This window comes from Streptomyces cylindrosporus (genome assembly GCF_022698165.1).
Classification (GTDB): domain Bacteria; phylum Actinomycetota; class Actinomycetes; order Streptomycetales; family Streptomycetaceae; genus Streptomyces; species Streptomyces cylindrosporus.
On record NZ_JALDAY010000010.1, the window covers coordinates 51,415 to 68,226 of the forward strand.

General features: G+C 71.2%; 13 protein-coding genes and 1 pseudogene. 9 read left to right on the top strand and 5 right to left on the bottom strand.

Features of this window, described 5'->3' with window-relative positions; translation table 11 throughout:
• Positions 1–69: 69 nt before the first annotated feature.
• Complete coding sequence (locus tag MQP27_RS31125) at positions 70–609, top strand: MTB12 C-terminal domain-containing protein (protein ID WP_278196780.1); 540 nt, start codon at positions 70–72, stop codon at positions 607–609.
• Positions 578–1,876 (top strand): ABC transporter substrate-binding protein, encoded by a 1,299-nt coding sequence (locus MQP27_RS31130; protein ID WP_242769674.1) that lies wholly within the window; start codon positions 578–580, stop codon positions 1,874–1,876. Before MQP27_RS31125 ends, MQP27_RS31130 begins: the two co-directional genes overlap by 32 nt.
• Here the strand turns inward: MQP27_RS31130 and MQP27_RS31135 are convergent.
• Entirely contained in the window at positions 1,873–3,003 is a 1,131-nt protein-coding gene (locus MQP27_RS31135; protein ID WP_242769677.1) for an epoxide hydrolase family protein, read from the bottom strand. The two genes, MQP27_RS31130 and MQP27_RS31135, sit on opposite strands and share 4 nt — an antisense overlap.
• A 62-nt stretch (positions 3,004–3,065) precedes the next feature.
• On the opposite strand from MQP27_RS31135, the gene MQP27_RS31140 reads away from it, so the two are divergent.
• A complete protein-coding gene (locus tag MQP27_RS31140; RefSeq protein ID WP_242769693.1) occupies positions 3,066–4,106 on the top strand; it encodes a helix-turn-helix transcriptional regulator in 1,041 nt (346 codons plus the stop codon).
• Between the two features lies 1 nt (position 4,107).
• On the opposite strand, the pseudogene ctaD reads toward MQP27_RS31140, so the two are convergent.
• Positions 4,108–5,676: pseudogene (gene ctaD, locus MQP27_RS31145) on the bottom strand (aa3-type cytochrome oxidase subunit I); the annotation flags it as partial.
• Between the two features lie 371 nt (positions 5,677–6,047).
• Here ctaD and MQP27_RS31150 point away from each other — a divergent pair.
• Positions 6,048–6,263 (top strand): I78 family peptidase inhibitor, encoded by a 216-nt coding sequence (locus MQP27_RS31150; protein WP_242769696.1) that lies wholly within the window; start codon positions 6,048–6,050, stop codon positions 6,261–6,263.
• A 105-nt stretch (positions 6,264–6,368) separates the two neighbouring features.
• Here the strand turns inward: MQP27_RS31150 and MQP27_RS31155 are convergent, their stop codons facing one another.
• Positions 6,369–7,382: a phosphatase PAP2 family protein gene (locus tag MQP27_RS31155; RefSeq protein ID WP_242769699.1), complete on the bottom strand. Its 1,014-nt coding sequence runs from the start codon at positions 7,380–7,382 to the stop codon at positions 6,369–6,371.
• Positions 7,383–7,599: 217 nt separating this feature from the next.
• On the bottom strand, positions 7,600–8,859 hold the full coding sequence (locus tag MQP27_RS31160) for a mannosyltransferase family protein (RefSeq protein ID WP_242769702.1): 1,260 nt from the start codon (positions 8,857–8,859) through the stop codon (positions 7,600–7,602).
• Between the two features lie 261 nt (positions 8,860–9,120).
• On the opposite strand from MQP27_RS31160, the gene MQP27_RS31165 reads away from it, so the two are divergent.
• Together MQP27_RS31165 and MQP27_RS31170 are read left to right on the top strand one after the other, a co-directional pair.
• Positions 9,121–10,728: an MFS transporter gene (locus MQP27_RS31165; RefSeq protein WP_242769705.1), complete on the top strand. Its 1,608-nt coding sequence runs from the start codon at positions 9,121–9,123 to the stop codon at positions 10,726–10,728.
• A 54-nt stretch (positions 10,729–10,782) separates the two neighbouring features.
• The gene (locus tag MQP27_RS31170; protein ID WP_242769720.1) at positions 10,783–11,973 is read left to right on the top strand and encodes an acyl-CoA dehydrogenase family protein; all 1,191 of its coding nucleotides are present in this window, start codon (positions 10,783–10,785) and stop codon (positions 11,971–11,973) included.
• Between the two features lie 36 nt (positions 11,974–12,009).
• Here the strand turns inward: MQP27_RS31170 and MQP27_RS31175 are convergent, their stop codons facing one another.
• Positions 12,010–12,450: a cell division protein SepF gene (locus tag MQP27_RS31175; RefSeq protein WP_242769723.1), complete on the bottom strand. Its 441-nt coding sequence runs from the start codon at positions 12,448–12,450 to the stop codon at positions 12,010–12,012.
• A 253-nt stretch (positions 12,451–12,703) separates the two neighbouring features.
• On the opposite strand from MQP27_RS31175, the gene MQP27_RS31180 reads away from it, so the two are divergent.
• From MQP27_RS31180 to MQP27_RS31190, 3 genes are all read left to right on the top strand, one after another.
• Entirely contained in the window at positions 12,704–13,873 is a 1,170-nt protein-coding gene (locus MQP27_RS31180; RefSeq protein ID WP_242769738.1) for a DUF5685 family protein, read from the top strand.
• Positions 13,874–14,062: 189 nt separating this feature from the next.
• The gene (locus MQP27_RS31185) at positions 14,063–16,387 is read left to right on the top strand and encodes a sensor histidine kinase (RefSeq protein ID WP_242769785.1); all 2,325 of its coding nucleotides are present in this window, start codon (positions 14,063–14,065) and stop codon (positions 16,385–16,387) included.
• A complete protein-coding gene (locus MQP27_RS31190; protein WP_242769803.1) occupies positions 16,384–16,812 on the top strand; it encodes a roadblock/LC7 domain-containing protein in 429 nt (142 codons plus the stop codon). Before MQP27_RS31185 ends, MQP27_RS31190 begins: the two co-directional genes overlap by 4 nt.

A 16,812-nucleotide genomic window follows, 5' to 3' on the forward strand; every position in this document is an offset into this window, starting at 1 on the left:
GCCTTCTGGAAGCTGACCCTGAAAGCACCGGGCGCGCGTTGCCCGGACCGACACCCGGTGGTGAGCCAATTGGTTCTCGGGAGCGACCTCAGGCGGGGGACGGCCGGACGGGGTGCGGTGGTCGTCGCCGCCCTGGTCGTCGCCCTTGTGGCGTGCAGCGACGACAGCGGTGGAGGGAGTTCCGGGCCGCCGCCCACGCCGACCGTGGAGAAGCCGACGAGCAGCGCGCCGGCCACCGCGCCCGCCGATCCCGCCGCGGCGAAGCAGGAGGTCACGGAGAACTGGCAGAAGTTCTTCGACCCGAAGACGTCCCTCGCCGAGAAGCAGAAGGTGCTGGAGAACGGCGACAAGATGGCGCCCGTGCTGAAGGCCTTCAGCGGGGACAAGCGGGGCGGGCAGGTGCAGGCGAAGGTGCAGAAGATCGAGTTCACCTCACCGACCCGGGCGACCGTCACCTACGCGCTGACCCTGAACGGCGCCACCGCCCTGCCCAACGCCTCCGGGACCTCCGTCGAGCAGGACGGCACCTGGAAGGTGTCCGTCAACACGCTGTGCGCGCTGGTCCAGCTGAGCGGCGATGCGTCCGGCACGCCCGCACCGGGCTGCTGAGGCCGCCGTCGCGGTGCTGCTGCTCGCGCTGGGCACGGCCTGCGGCAGCCGCCTGCCGGAGAGCGACTTCGAGCACGACGACCGGACGGGCACGCCCGCGCGGAGCAGCGGCGCGCCCATCCCCGTCGGCATCGTCACCAGCGCCACCAGCCCGGTCGGCGGCAACACCTTCACCGGCCCGCGCGACGGCGCCAAGGCCTACTTCGACCGCCTCAACGCGCGCGGCGGCATCGACGGCCGGCCCGTCGAGGTGCACGAGTGCGACGACGGCGGCAGCGGCGTCGGCGACAACACCTGCGTGCGCAAGCTGATCGACGAGGACAAGGTGGTCGCCCTCGTCGCGACCACCGCCCTCGACTACGCCGGCGCCTCCCGCGTCTCCGACGCGCGCGTGCCCGACATCGGCGGCCAGCCCATCGGCGCCGCCTACGACACCTGGCCCCACCTGTACGGCATCTACGGCAGCCTCGCGCCCAGGAACGGCACCCCCGGCTGGGACGGCAAGCTCTACGGCGGCACGGAGGTCTACCGCTACTTCAAGCGCGAGCAGGGCGCCCGTACGGCCGCCGTCGTCTCGTACAACCAGGCCTCCTCGGCCGCCTACGCCCGGCTCGTCGAGCAGGGGCTGAAGGCCGAGGGCTACAAGGTCGTCACCGAGCAGGTCGACTTCGCGCTGCCCAACTTCCGTGCCGCCGCGGCCGACCTGAAGGAGCAGGGCGCCGACCTCGTCTTCGACGCCATCGACACGCACGGCAACGCCCAGCTGTGCAAGGCGATGGACGAGGTCGGCGCCAAGGTCATCGCCAAGGTGACGAACGTGCAGAACTGGACCTCCACCGTCCCCGAGGACTACAAGGACGCGCCGCGCTGCCGCAACGCCCTCTGGGCGACCGGCTCCAGCCGGAACTTCGACGACACGGACAACGCGGCCGTACGGGAGTTCCGGGACGCCACGAAGGGCCTGAAGACGCATTCCCAGTGGCAGTTGGAGGGCTGGGCGGCGGCGATGTGGTTCACCGACGCCGCCAGGTCCTGTGCGGGGGAGGGCGTCACGCGCGCGTGCGTCGACGGCTACATGAACCGCAGCGAGAACTACACCGCCGACGGCCTCCTGGTCCCCGTCGTCTTCCAGCGGCTGCCCGAGCCGCCGAAGACGCGCAGGACGTGTCTGTCGGTGGCCCGTTGGCGGGACGGCAGGGGCTGGGTGTCCCAGGGGGACATGAACGCCACCTGCTTCGACGTGCCGCAACTGGGTTACGAGCCCTAGAGCGCCCCGAAGAACTCCCGCACGTCGGCTACCAGCAGCTCGGGGACCTCCAGCGCCGCGAAGTGGCCGCCGCGGTCGAACTCCGTCCAGCGGACGACCGTGTTGGCCTGCTCGGCCCAGCGGCGGATCGCCACGTCCTCGCCGAAGTTCGCGACGGCCGTCGGCACCCCGGAGTTCGTGGTGGGGAACCAGTCGGGCACATGGGCGTTCTCGTAGTACATGCGGGCCGCCGAACCGGCCGTGCCGGTCAGCCAGTACAGCATCACGTTGGTCAGGAGCGTGTCGCGGTCGACGGCGTCCTCGGGCAGTGCGGCCGAGGCGTGCGTCCACGCCTGGAACTTCTCCATGATCCAGGCGAGTTGGCCGACCGGGGAGTCGGTGAGGGCGTAGGAGAGGGTCTGCGGGCGGGTCGACTGCAGAACGTTGTACCCGAAGCCGTCGGTCGTGAACTCGGCGATCTTCGCGAGGGACCTCAGCTCCCGCTCGTCGAGTCCCTGCCGCGCCTCCTCGTCGACCGGGCCGAGCGGGATGAAGCCGACCGACGCCGCGTTCACATGGACGCCGACCACGGACTCGGGGGCGACCCGGGCCAGCGCGGGCGAGACCAGCGCGCCCACGTCGCCGCCCTGGGCGCCGTAACGCTCGTATCCGAGCCTGCGCATCAGCTCCGCCCACGCGCGCGCGACCCGTGCGACGTTCCAGCCCTTCTCACGCGTCGGCCCCGAGAAGCCGAAGCCGGGGATCGACGGGACCACCAGGTGGAAGTCCTCGCTCAGCGGGCCCAGCACGGACAGGAACTCCACCACCGAGCCCGGCCAGCCGTGCGTCAGGATCAGCGGGAGGGCGTCCGGGCGCGGGGAGCGGATGTGCAGGAAGTGCACCCGGGCGCCGTCGATCTCGGTCGTGTACTGCGGGATCTCGTTCAGGGCGGCCTCGTGCTCGCGCCAGTCGTAGCCGCTGCGCCAGTACGCCGCCAAGTCCCGGAGGTAGGGCAGGGAGGCACCGTAGTCCCAGCCCGCGTCCGGGAGTTCGTCGGGCCAGCGGGTCAGGTCGAGGCGGGTGTGCAGGTCGTCGAGCTGGGCCTGGGGGATGGCGATCCGGAAGCCGTGCACGCTGTTGTCTGCCATGAGCCCAAGGTAGGAAGGCTTGCGGACAGCGACTGTCCGCAAGGGCTGGCAGACTCGGCGTCATGTTGGAGACCTCGGCACGACTCCTGCGCCTGCTCTCGCTCCTCCAGGCCCACCGCGAATGGTCCGGCGCCGACCTCGCCGAACGCCTCGGCGTCACCCCGCGCACGGTCCGCCGGGACGTGGACCGGCTGCGCGAGCTGGGCTATCCCGTCAACGCCAGCCCCGGTACGGGTGGCGGCTACCAGCTGGGCGCCGGGGCCGAGCTGCCGCCGCTGCTCCTCGACGACGACGAGGCGGTCGCCGTCGCGGTCGGCCTGCGCACCGCCGCCGGACAGGGCATCGAGGGCATCGGCGAGACCTCCGTACGGGCCCTCGCCAAGCTGGAGCAGGTGCTGCCGGGTCGGCTGCGCCGCAGGGTCGGCGCCCTGAACGCCTTCACCGTGCCGATGCTGCGCGGCCCGCGGCCGGATGCCGTCGACCCGGCCGTCCTCACCGAACTCGCCAACCTCTGCCGGGACTCCGAGCGCCTGCGCTTCGAGTACAGCGACCACGGGGGCGCACCGAGCCGCCGTACCGTCGAACCGCACCGCCTGGTCTGCACCGAGCGCCGCTGGTACCTGGTCGCCTGGGACCTGGACCGCGACGACTGGCGTACCTTCCGCGTCGACCGCATCACCCCCAAGCCGCCGCACGGCCCGCGCTTCGCCCCACGCACCCCGCCCGCCGAGGATCTCGCCGCGTACGTGTCGAACGGCGTCTCCACGCGCGCGTACGCCACACACGCCGTCGTCCGGCTGCTCGTGCCGGTCGAGGAGGCCGCCGAGCGGATCTCGCCGAGCGCCGGGCAGCTGGAGCCGGACGGGCCCGACGCCTGTCTGCTGCGCACCGGGGCGGCGAGCCTCGACGTGATGGTGATCCACGTGGTGCTGGCGGGCTTCGAGTTCGAGGTGCTGGAGCCGGACGGGCTGACCGGGGCGATCAGGACGGTCCGGGACCGGCTGTCTCGCGCTCTGGAGCGGGGGTCTCCTGAATCGCCCCGTACTCGGGATGGTGCAGGTCGAACGCCGGGGACTCGGAGCGGATCTTCGGCAGCGACGTGAAGTTGTGCCGCGGGGGCGGGCAGGAGGTCGCCCACTCCAGGGAGCGGCCGTAGCCCCAGGGGTCGTCGGCCTCGACCTTCTCGCCGTACTTGGCGGTCTTCCAGACGTTGTAGAGGAACGGCAGCGTCGACATGCCGAGCAGGAACGCGCCGATGGTCGAGACGGTGTTGAGGGCCGTGAAGCCGTCCGCGGCGAGATAGTCGGCGTACCGGCGCGGCATGCCCTCCGCGCCCAGCCAGTGCTGCACCAGGAACGTCGTGTGGAAGCCGACGAACAGCGTCCAGAACTGGATCTTCCCGAGCCGCTCGTCGAGCATCTTGCCGGTGAACTTGGGCCACCAGAAGTAGAAGCCGCCGAAGATCGCGAAGACGACCGTGCCGAAGACGACGTAGTGGAAGTGCGCGACGACGAAGTACGTGTCCGAGACGTGGAAGTCCAGCGGCGGCGAGGCCAGGATCACCCCGGTCAGACCGCCGAACAGGAACGTCACCAGGAAGCCCGTCGCCCACAGCATCGGCGTCTCGAAGGACAGCGAGCCCTTGAGCATGGTCCCGGTCCAGTTGAAGAACTTCACGCCCGTCGGGACGGCGATCAGGAAGCTCATGAAGGAGAAGTACGGCAGCAACACGGCGCCCGTGACGAACATATGGTGCGCCCACACCACCACCGAGAGACCGGTGATGGACATCGTCGCGCCGACCAGCGTCAGATAGCCGAAGATCGGTTTGCGGCTGAAGACCGGGATGATCTCCGTGATGATCCCGAAGAACGGCAGCGCGATGATGTACACCTCGGGATGGCCGAAGAACCAGAACAGGTGCTGCCACAGGATCGCCCCGCCGTTCGCCGCCTCGAACACCTGCGAGCCGAACCGCCGGTCGGCCTCCAGGACCAGCAGCGCCGCGGCCAGCACCGGGAACGCCAGCAGGATCAGGATCGACGTGAACAGCGTGTTCCAGGTGAAGATCGGCATCCGGAACATCGTCATCCCGGGACAGCGCATCCCGATGATCGTGGTGATGAAGTTGACCGCGCCGAGGATCGTCCCGAAGCCCGCCAGCGCCAGCCCCATGATCCACAGGTCGGGTCCCACGCCCGGCGAGTGCACCGGGCTGTTGAGCGGCGCGTAGGCGAACCAGCCGAAGGCGGCCGGGCCGTCGGGCACGAACAGCGAACCCAGCACGATCAGACCGCCGAACAGGAAGAGCCAGTACGACAGCATGTTCAGGCGGGGGAAGGCGACGTCCGGCGCGCCGATCTGCAGCGGCATCAGCTCGTTGGCGAAGCCCGCGAAGCTCGGGGTGGCGAACAGCAGCAGCATGATCGTGCCGTGCATCGTGAACAGCTGGTTGAACTGGTTGTTGTCCACGATCTGCAGCCCCGGCCGGGCGAGTTCGGCCCGCATCAGCAGCGCCATCACCCCGCCCGCCAGGAAGAACAGGAACGACGTGATCAGGTAGAGGTGCCCGATCTTCTTGTGGTCCGTGGTGGTCAGCCAGTCCACGATCAGCCGGCCGTGCTGCCCGCTGCGTACGGGTCGCGCCACTGTCTGCATGGTCTCGGTCCCCATCACGTCATGATGCTCGCGCCGCCGTGCGCACCGACAGGGTGCGTGCGGGGGTTCTGTGTTCGAACCGTGTATTTCTCATGCGGCGTCAGCTCCCGCGGACCCGCACGCAATCAGGCCGGAAAGCATTCCCGGCGGCGCCCGGGCGCACTTCTCACGGCACTTTCCGACGGGGTATTCGACAAGCGGTCACGACACGCGGGAATTACGTTCGAAAGCGTGCGTAAGGGCTACTCGACCGCTCGTCCGTGTGACGCAGCGCGGTCGAAACCCGTGTCGTGATCCTGTGACAGAAGCGTGACCGGAGAGGGACGAGTGACCCCTGGGAACGGCCCGGACTTCCCCCTCCGACGGGCAGCGCCTAGCGTGGCCGCATGGCACCGATTCCCACTCCGCAGGCGGAGCCCCAGGACAGTCCGGAGTCGTACGTCGGCCTCGACGCGACCGGCGCCGAGCGCCGCGCGCGCGAGCGCGGCTGGAGCACGGTGCGCTCGCTGCCGCCGGGGGCGATCATCACGATGGAGTACCGCAGCGGCCGCCTGAACTTCGAGGTGAAGGACGGCCGCGTGGTGCGGGCCTGGAAGGGCTGATGCGCAGGGCCGATACGTGACGAAGGCCCCGGTTCCCGCGCGGGAACCGGGGCCTTCGTCACGCGGGGTCGGCTGTGCGTACCGGACCCCGCTGTCTGGCCGGTGTCAGCCGCCCGTGAGGGGGCGGGCAGAGGCCGGGGTGCCGCGTGGCACCCGGTCCGAGTGAGGCGGTCTGCGGCTGCCGACGGGAGTGACCGGGGTGCGCTCCGAGCGCGTCAGGTGCGGGCCGGGAGCCAGATAGACCGGCGCTCTGGGGGTGCGGGCCGCGGGCTCGTGCGGCGCGGACTCGTCCTGGGCGGACGGGCGCGGCTTGAGCAGCACCGGCGTGCCGACCGCCGGGGAGGCCGGTGCGGTGGCGCCGCCACGGGCGCGCCAGCGGTCGCGGAGGTCGAAGATCCCGACCTCGGCGCGGGCGATCAGCGGCTCGCACCAGGGCAGGGCGAGCAGCACCAGCAGGCCGGCGGCCCAGCCGAGGAGCACGTCGCTCAGCCAGTGCGTACCGAGGTAGACGGTGGCCATCCCCACGCCGAGCGCGGTCACCGCGGAGACGGCGGACAGCCAGCGGCGGGCTCTCGGGGTGGAGGCGAGATAGGCCAGGATTCCCCAGGTCACGACCGCGTTGGCGGTGTGGCCGCTGGGAAATATATCGCCGCCCAGACCCATCTCGTTCGAGCCGATGGTGGTCGCGTAGTGGGGGCCCAGGCGGCCCATGCCGATCTTGGCGGCGCCGACCGTGATGTTCAGCAGCAGCAGCGAGGCGCCCAGGGTGAGCATCGGGCGCAGGGTGTGCTGCCGCCAGGAGCGCCAGCCCAGCCAGGCCGCGACCATCACCGCGGTGGGGCCGCGCTGGCCGAGGACCACGTAGTAGTCGACGAACCAGTGGATGCCCTGCCACTGCTGGTACGGGCGGAAGAACATGACCTGCCAGTCCAGCCGGACCAGCCACGAGGTGGTCACCACGGCCCACACGATCGCCAGGTAGAACGCCAGGGTGCCGGTCAGCAGCGCCACCCGGTGCCGGCTCATCTTCGGCACATCGATGTGGGCCGGTCGTTCCGGCTCCCTGTCGAGTCTGGCGAACACCCGGTCCAGACGGGTGAGCTTTCGTTCGGTACGCACCCAATCGACGTTACAGCGAGTGAGCTCAGTTCTCGGTCGATACAGCGGCTTTGTGATGACGCCGTGATGTGGGATTCCTCTCAGGTCGGGGTTTATTTCCTGGGAATCCGCAATGCGCGGCGCGACCCTCCTTCAATTCCTTTGATCATTCTGGGAATCTGTTTTATGGGACTTATGAATTCGTTCACCGAATGATGGGGTGGATTTACCCGGCTGGTCACGGCGGACCGGAGCCGTTCAGCCAGAACGCTCCGTACACGGCCGACACCACCGCGACACCGCCCACCACCAGCGCCGACCGGGACGTACGCAGCCGGGACAGGGCCAGGGCGAGGGGCAGCAGCAGCGGGAAGGCGGGCAGCAGGAGGCGCGGTTTCGAGCCGAAGTAGCTCGACGCGCACAGCGCGAGCGCGGTGACCACGCCGGCGTACACCAGGAGCGGGAGCGGCTGGCGCTGCCGCACGCAGACGACGTACAGCCAGATCACCAGGCCGACCCCGGCGATGATTCCGACGCCCGCGAGGGCGCCCGGGAACGACGTGAACTTTTCGCCGACGAAGCGGGCGAAGGCGGCGCCGCCGTCGAAGCCGTTGCGCCAGCCCGCCTGGACGTCGAGATAGCCGAGGGGGCCCTTGCCGGTGCGGTGGCCGACCCACAGGACGTAGCCCGCGGCGCCCAGGGGGGCCAGGAGCAGCGCCAGGGCGCGCCGGACGGCCGAGGGGGCGCGTGGCGCGTCCGGGGCGCTCACGGTGGCCTTGGCGCGCCCTGTGGTGCCCTCTGAGGCCGGCGCGGGGGCGCGTCCGCCCGGGTGCGCGCCTTCCGGGTCCGCCGCGCTTCGCTCCCGCACGAAAGAGGCGATCCCGGCGGCCCAGACGGCCGCCACGACGGCCAGCCCGACCGGCCGGGTCAGCCCCGCCAGCGCGGCCAGCGCGCCCGCCGTCAGCCAGCGCCCGGTCAGCACGGCGTACAGCGCCCACGCGGCCAGCGCCGTGAACAGCGACTCGCTGTACGCCATCGACTGCACGATCCCGACCGGCAGCACGGCCCACAGCAGCACCGCGCAGACTCCGGCCCGGCGCCCGTACACGTGCTCCGCGACCGCGAAGATCCCCCAGGCCGCCGCGAGCGAGGCGAGCAGGCTCACCGTGAAGCCCGCGTCGGCGTACGACAGCGGGGTGAGCGTGTGCAGCAGCCGCTCCAGCCAGGGCAGCAGCGGGAAGAAGGCCAGGTTCGAGTGGACGTCGCCGTTCGGCAGCCGGACCTCGTAGCCGTAGCCCAGCTCGGCGACCCTGACGTACCACAGCGAGTCCCAGCGGGCCGTCAACAGCGTGTACCCGCTCCTGCCGCGCGCCGCGCTCCACCCGGCCAGCACGAGCAGGCCCAGGGCGCGCACGGCCGCGTACCCGAGAAGGGCCGGGGCCGCGCGGCGCAGGGCCGTGCCGCTGGGTGGCGCCACGCGCGTCGCAAGATCGGTCACGGGCTCGATTATCGACGGCCCGGGGAACCGGCCGGCCGGTCGGGGCGTGGTCGCGGAGGAGGGGGAGTGGCGCACGCCACACGAGTTCCGCGCCGGTCTGAGAGGTCCGCCACGTGACCGTGGCGCGAACTCGCGTACGCTGACGTGTCACTCGCCTTCGTTGCGCGGGCCGGAGACAGCCGCTCCTCTCCGGCCGAGATCACGGGGAGTCCCCACCCCGTGTGCCCGCCGACCGCGAGGGAACATCTGGGAGGTACGTACATGTCCGGGACGACCACGGCCGCCACCGCGCTGCGCCGTCGGGCGGCCGGCGCCGGTGCCAACCGCTGGGTCGTCCTCGTCGTCCTCTGCGTGAGCCTGCTGCTGGTCGCGGTCGACGCGACCGTGCTGCACGTGGCCGTGCCCGCCGTCACCGAGGACCTCAAGCCCGGCGCGATAGAGCTGCTCTGGATCGTCGACGTCTACCCCCTCGTCTGCGCCTCGCTGCTGATCCTCTTCGGCACGCTCGGCGACCGGGTCGGCCGCAGACGGATCCTGCTGCTCGGATACGCCCTCTTCGGCGTCGCCTCCGGTCTGGCCGCGCTCGCCCACGACCCGCAGGTGCTGATCCTGGCGCGGGCGCTGCTCGGCGTCGGCGGCGCGATGATCATGCCCGCGACGCTCTCGATCCTGCGCCAGGTCTTCCCCGACCGGCGCGAGCGGGCGCTGGCCATCGGTGTGTGGAGCGCGGTGGCCGCGGTCGGCGCGGCGGTCGGACCGCTCCTCGGCGGCTTCCTCCTCGAACACTTCTGGTGGGGCTCGGTCTTCCTCGTCAACATCCCCCTGATGCTGGTCAGCCTCCCGGTGGGCCGGCTTCTGCTGCCCGAGTCGCGCGGCACGGGCGACGGCCCCTGGGACGTCACCGGCGCCCTGATGGCGGCGGCCGGCCTGTTCGGAGTCGTCCTGGGCGTGAAGCGCCTCGGCGGCGGAGAGGCCCCGACGGGCGTCTTCACCCTGGCGCCCCTGTTCCTGGGCGCGCTGCTCCTGTTCGTCTTCGTACGACGTCAACGGCGGCGCACGCACCCGCTGGTGGACCTCGGCATGTTCGCCCGCCCGGCGTTCAGCACCGCCGTCGGCTGCATCGTGCTGGCGATGCTGGCGCTCGTCGGCCTGGAGCTGATCGCGGCGCAGTATCTGCAACTGGTCCTGGAACTCTCCCCGTTGGAGACGGGCCTGCGACTGCTGCCGCTGACCTTCGCGGCAATGGCGGCGGGCCTGGCGGGCGCGCGCATGCTGCGCCGCTTCGGCCCGCGCCGGATGGTGTGCTTCGGGTTCTGCCTGACGGCCGGCGCGGTGATCCTGCTGACCGCGATGGGCGGTTCGGACAACACGGGCTTGCTGGTCTCCGGCTTCATGCTGCTCGGCTTCGGCCTGGAGACCACGCTCTTCGGGGCCTACGAGTCCATGCTCAGCGAGGCTCCGCCGGAGCAGGCGGGCGGTGCGGCGGCGATCGGCGAGACCTCGTACCAGCTCGGCGCGGGCATCGGCATCGCGCTCCTCGGCAGCGTCATGAACGCGGCGTACGCGCCGGGCCTGGCGTCCGTGCCGGGCGTCCCGGCGTCGGCCTCCGCCTCGGCCGGGCACTCGCTGGGCGAGGCCTACGACATCGCCGACCACCTGGGCGGGCCCGTCGGCGTCGCCCTGCGCCGGGCGGCCCGGGACTCCTTCGTGCACGGGCTGCATGTGACGCTGCTGGTGAGCGCGGGGCTGCTGGTGCTGGGGGCCGTGATGGCGCTGCGGCTGCCCCGGGTCATGAACTGCGGGGAGGCGGTGGGGCCGGTGGAGCTGCCCGCGCCCCGGGAAGTCGCCGAGTCCCGCGTCTCGGCCTGACCTTCGACCCTCGCGCCGGTTCTCAGCCGTAACTAGCGGTGCTAGTTTTGAACTATGTCCGCATCCTCGAAACTGCCTCCGTTCGACCCCGCCGACCCCCTCGGCATCGACGACCTGCTGGAACCGGAAGACCTCGCCATCAGGGACACCGTGCGCAGCTGGGCGGCGGACCGCGTGCTGCCGTATGTCGCCGAGTGGTACGAGAAGGGCGAGCTGCCCGGGATCCGTGAGCTCGCCCGTGAGCTCGGGAGCCTCGGCGCGCTCGGCATGTCGCTCAGCGGGTACGGGTGCGCGGGCGCCAGCGCCGTGCAGTACGGCCTCGCCTGCCTCGAACTGGAAGCCGCCGACTCCGGCATCAGGTCGCTGGTCTCCGTGCAGGGCTCCCTCGCCATGTACGCCGTCCACCGCTTCGGGAGCGAGGAGCAGAAGCAGACCTGGCTCCCGCGCATGGCCGCCGGCGAGGTCATCGGCTGCTTCGGGCTGACCGAGCCCGACCACGGCTCCGACCCCGCCTCCATGCGCACGTACGCCAAGAAGGACGGCGGGGACTGGGTCCTGAGCGGACGCAAGATGTGGATCACCAACGGCTCGGTCGCCGGTGTCGCCGTCGTGTGGGCGCAGACCGACGACGGCATCCGGGGGTTCGTCGTCCCCACCGACAGCCCCGGCTTCTCCGCGCCGGAGATCAAGCACAAGTGGTCACTGCGGGCGAGCGTGACGAGCGAACTCGTCCTCGACGACGTGCGGCTGCCCGCCGATGCCGTACTGCCGGAGGTCGTCGGGCTGAAGGGGCCGCTGAGCTGTCTGTCCCACGCCCGGTACGGGATCGTGTGGGGCGCGATGGGCGCGGCCCGCAGCTGTCTGGAGGCAGCCGTCGACTACGCGAAGACGCGCGAGCAGTTCGGACGGCCCATCGGTGGCTTCCAGCTCACCCAGGCCAAACTCGCCGACATGGCGGTCGAACTGCACAAGGGGATTCTGCTCGCCCATCACCTGGGGCGCCGCATGGACGCCGGCCGCCTGCGTCCCGAGCAGGTCAGCTTCGGCAAGCTCAACAACGTACGGGAGGCCATCGAGATCTGCCGGACCTCGCGGACCATCCTCGGTGCCAACGGGATCTCGCTCGAATACCCCGTCATGCGGCACGCCACCAACCTCGAGTCGGTGCTGACGTACGAAGGCACCGTCGAGATGCACCAGCTCGTGCTGGGCAAGGCGCTCACCGGACTCGACGCGTTCCGGTAACCCTGCGCGGGGGCAGGGCCGGTGAGCGGCCCTGCCTCAGCTCTGGTTGAAGAAACCGTCCTCGCGGCGCGCGGCCGGCTCACCGCTGACGATCTCCGTGTTGGCGGGCGTCAGCAGGAAGACACGGGTCGCGACCCGCTCGATGGTGCCGCGCAGACCGAAGGTCAGACCGGCCGCGAAGTCGACGACGCGCTTGGCGTCGGCGGCCTCCATGGCCGTGAGGTTCACGATGACCGGCACGCCCTCGCGGAACAGCTCGCCGATGGCGCGCGCGTCCCGGAAGCTGTCCGGGGTCACCGTGCCGATCCGGCGGCCCTTCTCCTCGGCGGTGTCCGAGGCCACCTTGACCCTGGGGTCGGTGACCCAGGCATCCCCGGGCTGCTCGGTCCCTTCGGAGTAGTCGTCGTCGTAGTAACGCTCGTCATCGTTGTCGTCGACGAGGCCAAGCCAGGCACTCGCCTTGCGTACCGATCCCATGGACGCCTCCTCTCACAGCGGTCTCTCTTGCTCTTCGCATCCCTATGGTCATCCATGATGCGGATCGCGCGCCAAGTGGATAGACGCCGCGCGGGGGGTTTGTGACGGTACTGGTGCACAGCGAATACGTCGAGAGCCCGGATACCCCAAGGGTCGCGCAGCACACCGCTGCTGACTGTGAGTGAAATATGATTCTTCCCGGCGTACGGGTGATGACGGGTGCGTACGGGTGAACGGATCACGGGGGATCGTCATGTTCGGAATCGTCCGGCCCTGCCGGCACAGGCTCGGTGAAAATCTCAAGACGCAGTGGATGGCGCACCTGTGCGGGCTGTGCCTCGCACTGCGCAAGGATCACGGCCAGTTCGCGAGGGTCGTGACGAACTACGACGGGCTGCTCATATCGGTTCTGACGGAGGCTCAGTCAGAACGGGCGGGCGGATGGCGGCGTACGGCGGGCCCTTGTCCGCTGCGCGGGATGCGCACCGCGTCCGTCGCCCAGGGCGAGGGCGCGCGCCTCGCGGCCGCCGTCTCGCTGGTGCTCGCCTCGGCCAAGGTGCGTGACCATGTGGCCGACGGGGACGGGCTGCTGGCGCGCAGGCCGGTGGCGCTCGCGGCGCGCCGGGTCGCCGCGAGCTGGGGCGCGGCCGGCGCCCGTACCGGGTCCGACGTCGGATTCGATACGGCGGTGCTGCTCGACGCGGTCGAACGGCAGACCGGCGTCGAGGCGTTGGCCGGGCTCGGCACGTCGGTGCTGACGGTCACCGAGCCGACCGAGACCGCGACGGCGGCCGCCTTCGCGCACACGGCGGTGCTGGCCGGGCGGCCGGGCAACGCCGAGCCGCTCGCCGAGGCGGGGCGGCTGTTCGGGCGGCTCGCGCATCTGCTGGACGCCGTGGAGGACCGTGAGGCCGACGCGGCGGCGGGCGCCTGGAACCCCCTCACCGCCACCGGGACCTCCCTCGCCGAGGCGCGGCGGCTGGCCGACGACGCGGTGCACGGGGTCCGGCTCGCGCTGAGAGAGGTCGAGTTCGCGGACGGGAAGCTCGCGCACCGGCTGCTGGTGCACGAGCTGCCGGCGTCCGTGGACCGGGCCTTCGGGGGTGCGGGTGCTTCGTGCGCGCACGGGAGCGGGCCGTCGCTCGCGGGGCCGTACGCGCCGCCCGGTGGGCCGGGTGGGCCGCTGCCCCCGCAGCCGCCCCGGCGGGACCGGCGCGGGCTGCTCGCGGGGTGTGCGGTGTGGGCGGGGCTGGCCTGCACCTGCCAGTTGTGCTGTGGCGAGTACGAGGATCCGTGGAGCCGGGAGCGCAGGGACGGGCTGTGCAAGGACGCGGACTGCGGTGACTGCTGCGACTGCTGTTCGTGTTGCGACTGCGATTGTTGCGACGGGTGCGATTGCTGCGACTGCGGCTGCGACTGCTGAGCCGGTTACCGACGGTGTCGTATACGGGCTACGCCGGGGCCGATGGCGACCTGGCGATTCCCGGAGATCCTGTTTCCGCAACGTAAAACAAAAACATGATCCGGTGACCGCTGCCTCGTGAGCTTCGTTGAGCGGGAGCAGAACCATTTCTGCCCCTGTCCCAACTCGCCCCTCATATAAGGCATTTCAGTGGACGTCACAGCAAAAGCGACCACCAGCATCCGCACCAGGCTGCTGAGGATCCTGATCCTCGCCCTCGCGGTCCTGCTGGCGCTGCTCGGCCTCGCGGCCGCCGAACAGATCTCCGCCTACCGCAACGCCGCGGCCACGCAGGGCAACGCGAGACTGGAGATCACCCTCCAGGGCCTCGTGCACCAGCTGCAGAAGGAGCGCGGCCTCACCACCGGATACGTGGGCGGCGTCTGGCAGTTCAAGGCCAAGCTGCCGGCCCAGCGCAAGGCCACCGACGCCGCGCGCACCGAGCTCGACACGGCGCTGAAGGGCCGCGGCGACAGCGCCGCCGACTCCGTGCGCGAGTCCCTCGGCCGGCTCGACGGACTCGCCGGGATCCGCAGGCACGCCGACGACCACACCGGCGTCGTCAAGGACACCTTCGACTACTTCACCACCACGATCACCGAACTCGACCGGCTCGACCTCGGCCTCGACGAGGTGCACGACGGCACCCTGCGCGACGCCTACCAGTCGCTCCAGGTGCTCGGCAACGCCAAGGAGTTCATGGGCGAGGAGCGCGCGATCGCACTCGGCTCCGTGCGCGCGCAGGGCGGCCGGTTCCGCGGCGACGACTACAGCCGCTTCATGCAGATCCGGGCCGGCCGGCTCGCCGCCCTCGCCGCCTTCCCGCGCACGGCCACCGGCGCCCAGGAACGGCGCCTCGACGCGAGCCTGACCACGCCGGACGCGGAGCGCGCCCTCGCCTACGAGAGCGTCGCTGTGCACGGCGCGGGGCGGCTGAGCTCCCGTGACATCCCGCCCATGGCCTGGTGGGACGCGATGACCTCGACCATCAACGGACTGCGGGACGTGCAGATCGCGCTCGGCGCCGACGTCGAGAACCGCGCCACCGCACTGGAGAGCGACGCCCAGCGCGACCTCCTCCTGTTCGTGCTGCTCGCCCTCGCCACCGTCGGTGCGCTCGGCGCCCTCGCCCTCGACTGCGTCCGCTCCGTCTCCACCCCGCTGGCCGAACTCGCCCAGCAGGCACGGGAGATGGCCGGAGAGCGGCTGCCGCGGGCCGTCGCCGCCGTCCAGGACGCCGACTCCGGACACAGCCCCGAGCCGCCCGCCCCGCTCGCCCTGCCGGGCCGGGCGGGCGCCGAAGTCCGCGAGGTGGCCGAGGCGTTCGACCGGGTGCAGCGCTCCGCCTTCGACCTCGCCACCGAGCAGGCAGTACTGCGCCGCAACGCCACCGACTCGCTGGTCAGCCTCGGCCGCCGGAACCAGAACCTGGTGCGCCGGCAGATCAGCTTCATCAACAAGCTGGAGCACGAGGACGCCGACCCGGCGACGCTGGCCAACCTCTTCGAACTCGACCACCTGGCCACCCGGATGCGCCGCAACGCCGAGAGCCTGCTCGTGCTCGCCGGTGAGTCCAGCCCCCGGCCCTGGGCCACCCCGCTGGCCGTCACCGACGTGCTGCGCGCCGCGCTGGCCGAGGTCGAGGAGTACCGCAGGGTCACCCTGCGGCGGATCGAGCCCGTCCATGTCACCGGTTCGGTCGTCGCCGAAGTCGCCCATCTGCTGGCCGAGTTGATCGAGAACGCGCTGACCTTCTCGCCGCCGGACTCCGACGTGGAGATCGAGGGGCGGCGGACCAGCGCCGGGTACCTCGTCGCGATCGTCGACCACGGGCTCGGCATGGACACCCAGGCGCTCGCCGAGGCGAACGTACGCCTTTCCGGCACGGCCAGCTTCATGGCCGAACCAACCCGATTCCTCGGCCACTTCGTGGTCGGCGCCCTCGCCCGCAAGTGCGGCATCGAGGTACGGCTCGGCGAGGCGCCGGCGGCGGGTGTGGTGGCCCGGGTGCTGATCCCGGCGGCACTGCTGACGGACGCTCCGCAGGGGAAGGCGGACGCACCGGGCAAGGGCGGGGAGCAGACGGCGCCGGCGCTGCCCGCGCCGCGCAAGGAGGAGACGGCCCCCGCAGGGGAACTCGTCACGGTCGCGGCCGAAGCGAAGGGGAACACGAAGGTGAGCGACGGCAAGAGCCCCGGCGGGAAGAGCGGGAAGAGCACGTCCGCCGCCCGTACCCGCAACGGGCTCGTCAAGCGGCCGCAGCGCAGCGCCATCTCGGACGCCGTCAGCGAGGCCGACCGGCCCGGGCGTCCGGCGCCCGCCGGGCCCACGCCCGAGCGCAGCCCCGAGCAGGTCTCCGGAATGCTCTCCACCCTGCGCAGCGCCCATATGCGGGGCGGGATCAGCGTGGAGAAGGAGAAGCAGCGGTCCGCCGAGAAGGGCTCCGCCGAGCAGGGCGAGGGTGACGCCAAGTGACCACCGTCGACGCGCACAGCGACTCCCGTACCTTCAACTGGCTCCTCGCCAACTTCGTCAAGAGCACCGACGGTGTACGGGACGCGGTCGCCGTATCCTCCGACGGGCTGCTGATCGCCGTGTCTGACGGGCTCGGGCGGACCGAGGCGGACCATCTCGCCGCGATCGTGTCGGGGCTCAGCGGCCTGGCGCGCAGCGCGTCGCGGCGGTACGGCTTCGACGGGGTCAAGCTCATCATGATCGAGATGGGGCAGGGCTTCCTGCTCGTCTCCGCGATCAGGGACGGCAGCTGCCTCGGTGTGCTCGCCGACAGCAGCGGTGAACTGGGGCTCGTCGGCTACGAGATGGCCGTGCTCGCGGAGCGGGCGGGGGATCTGCTGACGCCGACCCTCATCGCCGATCTGCGGCAGGCGCTGCCGCGGTGA

Excerpts from the sequence above, each read along its gene's own strand:
- MQP27_RS31165 (WP_242769705.1), top strand. The coding sequence starts at position 9,121 with ATGTCCGGGACGACCACGGCCGCCACCGCGCTGCGCCGTCGGGCGGCC.
- MQP27_RS31180 (WP_242769738.1), top strand. The coding sequence starts at position 12,704 with ATGTTCGGAATCGTCCGGCCCTGCCGGCACAGGCTCGGTGAAAATCTC.
- MQP27_RS31135 (WP_242769677.1), bottom strand. The coding sequence starts at position 3,003 with ATGGCAGACAACAGCGTGCACGGCTTCCGGATCGCCATCCCCCAGGCC.
- MQP27_RS31175 (WP_242769723.1), bottom strand. The coding sequence starts at position 12,450 with ATGGGATCGGTACGCAAGGCGAGTGCCTGGCTTGGCCTCGTCGACGAC.
- MQP27_RS31150 (WP_242769696.1), top strand. The coding sequence starts at position 6,048 with ATGGCACCGATTCCCACTCCGCAGGCGGAGCCCCAGGACAGTCCGGAG.
- MQP27_RS31170 (WP_242769720.1), top strand. The coding sequence starts at position 10,783 with ATGTCCGCATCCTCGAAACTGCCTCCGTTCGACCCCGCCGACCCCCTC.
- MQP27_RS31130 (WP_242769674.1), top strand. The coding sequence starts at position 578 with ATGCGTCCGGCACGCCCGCACCGGGCTGCTGAGGCCGCCGTCGCGGTG.
- MQP27_RS31140 (WP_242769693.1), top strand. The coding sequence starts at position 3,066 with ATGTTGGAGACCTCGGCACGACTCCTGCGCCTGCTCTCGCTCCTCCAG.